This is a genomic window from Vibrio sp. V23_P3S9T160, from assembly GCF_963886625.1.
Taxonomy (GTDB): Bacteria; Pseudomonadota; Gammaproteobacteria; order Enterobacterales; family Vibrionaceae; genus Vibrio; species Vibrio anguillarum.
The window spans coordinates 1-4,853 of sequence record NZ_CAWPDB010000054.1; the positions used below are offsets into that span (position 1 = coordinate 1).

At 34.5% G+C, this 4,853-nt stretch carries 5 protein-coding genes; all 5 read right to left on the bottom strand.

Annotated features, from left to right (window positions below; translation table 11 throughout):
- Complete coding sequence (locus AACU59_RS03145) at window positions 1–1,191, bottom strand: type II secretion system protein GspD (protein WP_161437524.1); 1,191 nt, start codon at window positions 1,189–1,191, stop codon at window positions 1–3.
- Window positions 1,139–2,206: a zonular occludens toxin domain-containing protein gene (locus tag AACU59_RS03150; protein WP_161437525.1), complete on the bottom strand. Its 1,068-nt coding sequence runs from the start codon at window positions 2,204–2,206 to the stop codon at window positions 1,139–1,141. The genes AACU59_RS03145 and AACU59_RS03150 overlap by 53 nt, the downstream gene beginning before the upstream one ends.
- Entirely contained in the window at window positions 2,206–2,496 is a 291-nt protein-coding gene (locus AACU59_RS03155) for a DUF2523 family protein (RefSeq protein WP_069361738.1), read from the bottom strand. The genes AACU59_RS03150 and AACU59_RS03155 overlap by 1 nt, the downstream gene beginning before the upstream one ends.
- Window position 2,497: 1 nt before the next feature.
- Window positions 2,498–4,159 (bottom strand): hypothetical protein, encoded by a 1,662-nt coding sequence (locus tag AACU59_RS03160; protein ID WP_161437526.1) that lies wholly within the window; start codon window positions 4,157–4,159, stop codon window positions 2,498–2,500.
- A 142-nt stretch (window positions 4,160–4,301) separates the two neighbouring features.
- Window positions 4,302–4,547 carry a hypothetical protein gene (locus AACU59_RS03165; RefSeq protein WP_161437527.1) on the bottom strand — a complete coding sequence of 82 codons (246 nt, stop codon included), beginning with the start codon at window positions 4,545–4,547 and terminating at the stop codon, window positions 4,302–4,304.
- Window positions 4,548–4,853 lie beyond the last annotated feature (306 nt).

Sequence of the window (4,853 nt, forward strand, 5' to 3'; positions counted from 1 at the left end):
TCAATCATTTTTAATCTTAGCTGTAATCATTATGCTAAGCTCTTTTTTTTGCTCTCTATTATCTTCAACGCTAAATAAATACTTTAATAGCGGAATTTCTTTTAGTATTGGTATTCCACTTCTTTCTTCAATTTCTTGAGTTGTTATAACTCCACCTAGATTAATCATTTCATCTTGTTTTATAATAGTTGTTGTGTTGATTCTGCTTGTTTTTATTGTCGGATTTATGCTTCCGCTGTACTCTTCAACTGACGACATTTCGCCCGAAATTGTAAGCTTCACTTTATCTTCCGACACAATCTCTGCATAAACATCAAGCATCACACCGACGCTTTTGTATTCTATGTTTGTTTTCTCTTTATCATTATCATCATCGCGCTCTGTAGATGTTGCGATGGGAACTTGACTAACCGCATTGATGCTTCCATTTTGCTTGTCACTGATTAGAATCGTAGGTCTTCCTACCGTTTTGATTTTGTTCTCTGACTCAGAAAGCTGTATGAATGCTGAGAACTTATCTACAACTAATGAAGCTTCTAGGCTTTGCATTGCAGCGTCTAATATGCCCTTGTCAAGCTTATATGTAATCCCTGCGTTATCTGTCTTTAATCCGTACTTCATTCCGATATTCGTAAAGTTTCCGTCAGTCGTCTCTGATATATAAGCTTTTACTAATATTTGTTTTTCGATACCTAGAAGTGGCATTACTCTTCTGTTTACTAGCGGAATCACATCAGCGGGACACACAGCGTTTACATTATTTGTTTGTTCACTTGTGAACTTGCAATTATATCCATACTGTTTTTCAACCCAATCAAATTCCTTTTCTAAGTTCTCAGCTACGACTTTTGCATCGCTTTTTACTTTGTATGTTATTGTGTCATAATCGAAATTCACTTCATCATTTCTTCTTATAATTACAATATTATTTGTTGCTTCTAGTTTTAGTTTGTTTGCTTGAATAACTGCTGCAAAGATTTCTTGTGTTGTTTTATTTGTATTCGAACCGAAAATTTTTACATTCTCTTCTTCGATTTCTTTATCGATTATGATGTTTAATGATAAATCATTACTTACTAAATTAACGAAATCATTTAATGATATAACTTCGTTGGGCGCATCAAATGCGAAAGATGAGCTAGATGCAGTAACGATTATTGCTGCTAGTAATGATGCAATTGCCTTTTTCATTTTTATTATCTTCTATCATTGTATTAGTTTCCTCTAATATAACACTGTCATTTTTTGTTTCAATGTTTTTAGCCAAATCAAAGTTATATAAATCCAAAAATGTATTTATTGAAAAGTAGATAGCAATGAGCAAAACGGGAACCACATAGAATAATTTTTTAATCATCTGTGGCATTTTATATTTATGCGTATGAAGCTCTGCACTGTAGTAACTTCCGTAAAATTTCGAATCTCTTTTTATTACTTGCTTAAAGTCACACGCTCTTCTTTCTGTAGATGAATGTACATTAAAATGACTGTTGTGCTCTAATCTTGAAACTTTATCGCCGCCGTTCAGGTTTTTATAATGTATATGTTTATTAACACATGCTTTTAACTGATAATCAATTAATGATGAGTCTTGAGTTATTAATATTAAATCAAAACCTTTATGCCTGTGTGTGTTAAATTCTTCAATGTAAACTGGTGCTTTTGATGAGGCGCTTCTCTTTCCAAAGAAATTCTGCACTTCGTCAATGACTATTACGCTACCCGCTTCAAGCTTGAACCACTCTTGAGGATTTTCTAACCTTCTCCAGTCGAGATTGAATCTTCTGATGTGCTTTGCTCTGATTTTGTAGTTATGTCTTCTGCATACGTCTATGAACCTTTCTAGCTCACTAACTCTCTCTTTTTTATACAGCCTTTTACACCAGTACAAAAACTCATCAATATGATTGTACTCTCTGAATTCAGAACCCAAAAACGGAACATCATTCATGCTTACTAATCTGTTATTCCTGTGTGCTTCTTTTACAATATCTTTGATTGCGTTCTTTTCTTCATCGCTACAACTTCTCAAGTACTTAGAATAAAAGAACCCTTCGAACGAATTCAAAAAATTCAAATCTAACACTAAGCACTTAATGTTGTTGTAATAAATGGGTCTTCTTGAAAATGCATTATTTTCACAAACTTCTTTAATAGCATTAAGAGTTTTTGAAGCTCCAGGCGTCCCCGTTACTAGATAAATCATTACTTAACCACTTTTTCTGTAATTGTTAGCGTCACAAGCATTGTCATATATGCAATAAGAATGTTAATTATTTCAGCGCCCCCTGCTATTGCAAAAAGTGAATAAAGGTCAGAATCCAGAGCGCCAAACTCACTTGATATTAATGAAGAAACTTTCGCTGTAATATCATCACTAACTGAATATGTTAGTGCTCCGACGCTTAAAGCTGTACCTGCTTTGATAAGTATCTTATACAGACCTTCTCCGAAAAACTTCGCAATCAGCGTATATATTAACTGTAGAATTGGCATCTTATCGTCTCACTCTTCTAATAAAATCAATTGACAACATCATGATAAATAGCGCGATATATATATCTTTATATTTTGATGAAAAATCACAAAACAACTCATAGCTAAATTCAAATTTCTTTTCTATGTGCTTACCTGCGAATACAACGTTTTCAAATAGAATGATTTCTTTTGGTGCTGGACATGTTCCGCTTTCACTTAATACCTTGTCATGATTTGTCAGCGATTCACCAATATCTATAATGCTTTCGCCTTCACCTTCTTCACCTTCTGAGAATGGGTCTTCCCCGATATTGTCATAATCTATTACATACTCCCCATTTCCTCTTAATAGATTCTCAATATCGTTAACGCCGCTTAATACGTTTGAGTTGCCCACATCAATGCTTCCACCCGCGTTAGGGTCTTTATCACAATTACTCCCTGTAAAGCCGTTAGCGCATATGTTTGGATTGTATACCCCTTCTGGATACTCAATTACTAAAGCTGGTCTTTTGTACTCACCATTTTCTCCATATACATTACAGATAGTCTCTTTCTGCATACCGTCGAGTTTTGGATATTCATCACACTGAACGTATTCACCTTCTCCTAGACTTCCACCCGCAAGATCATCAGGATTTGTATTCTCGTAATTATCAGGGTCTTCTGGGTTTTCGCTTTTTTCACCATCTTCAAGCTCAGGTCTTACGCACACATTGTATTCTTCGTTTAGTACTGCATCGTTTTCGCATGTTACTCTTTCGTGAGTTTCGCATCTGTCGCTATCTTTTATCTTATACATGTAATCAAAGCCCTTGTTTCCTGTTAGCTTAAATTCCATGTATAAACATTTATCACCATCAATAGAATTTAAAACCTTTAAATCTCCCTCTTGCTTCGCTTCGCATCCGTTATAGTTAATTAAATTTACTTTGCTTTTTTCATTTAGTATTTCAGATATTACAACCCCTGCTTTGCAAGATTCTGACGGTACAGGCTCTGGAAACTCACATAGCTGCTTATCTTCATTGAACTCTTGCCCTACTTTACATGATTGCTCAGCTATTTCTTTTGGTTCTGCATCTACAGTCATATAGTCAAAGAACGATGTTCCTCTTAATATCTTTTTACCTTCATTATCGTGCGTTCCTACGTATTCAAAACCACACCCAAGACCTGTTGTTAATTCTTCTCCTTGTAAAGATTTATCTATTAGATAACTACCCTTTGGAGAATAAATGCTTGGATATACATTTGAAGCGTTCGCTGAAACAATTCCCGCCTTTGCTTTTTGAACTATCTTTTCACATAGCTCATTATTAGTTTTCGCATACAGTCTGTAAGTTTCATTTCTTTTTTTATCTTCAAAAACTATGCTTTTAAGTTGATTATTAAAAACATAATCATTTCCAGTGTATCGCCAGTAATTGTTTATGTATGGACTTCCATATATATCAAGCTCTAAGCATAGACTTGCTATATCACTATCTTTGTCATGGCATTTAACCTCACAATATACATCGCTTTTATTTAAGTGTTTTGCAAAGCTTAATCCATTTTTGTTTGTCGCTCTGCTTTCCTTTTGGTTTGATGTGTACATACCCGCAATATCACCACAGAGATTTCCTGTGCTCGCACTTGCATTTGAGGAATAAAGGGATAGGAAGAATATTGATAGCATTAAGAAAATGCTATAGTTACACTTATTATAAAACATACGCAAAACATCAACTCTAAAATTAAATTACTATCAACAAGAATCATTTTGAAACCTTTCTACAAAAAAGCCCCGATCTTCGGGGCTTATTCGAATTAACTAAATGTTAATTTGTTGCTGAACGTTTAACCCAGCGCAAGATACCGATTACAACTGCAATACCTACAGATACAACGCCTAACGCAATGATTGCAGTTAAGCCTGCCGCTGATAACTCTGTGCCTGTAGCCACCAGATTATCAAGCCCTGCTTGCACTGTTGGGTCAACCGCTGCAAAAGAACTAGCTGATGCTAGAGCTGCTGCTGTTGCTGCTGATACTGTTACGATTTTATTTTTAGTTAGTTTACTCACGACAATTTCCTCTTGTAATTATATTGATTGTCTTATTTTTTTAATTATAAAAGCTGCAACTATCATCAAAACTAATGAAGGCATAATATGTACAATACTTCCACCGCTTTGTAATTCAGTTGAGCTTATTAGTTGCGCATTCACGCATTCATTTTCAACAAGCTCTGTGCATGTTAAAAAATTCATATTAAATTACTTTAAATTCTTGTTTCTTTTCAGGCGTTTCAATGAAGAATGGAACTTCTTTATTTTTTACTAAGTCAAACTCTTCTTTACTAATGAACATTGCATTACCATTTTTGGGAA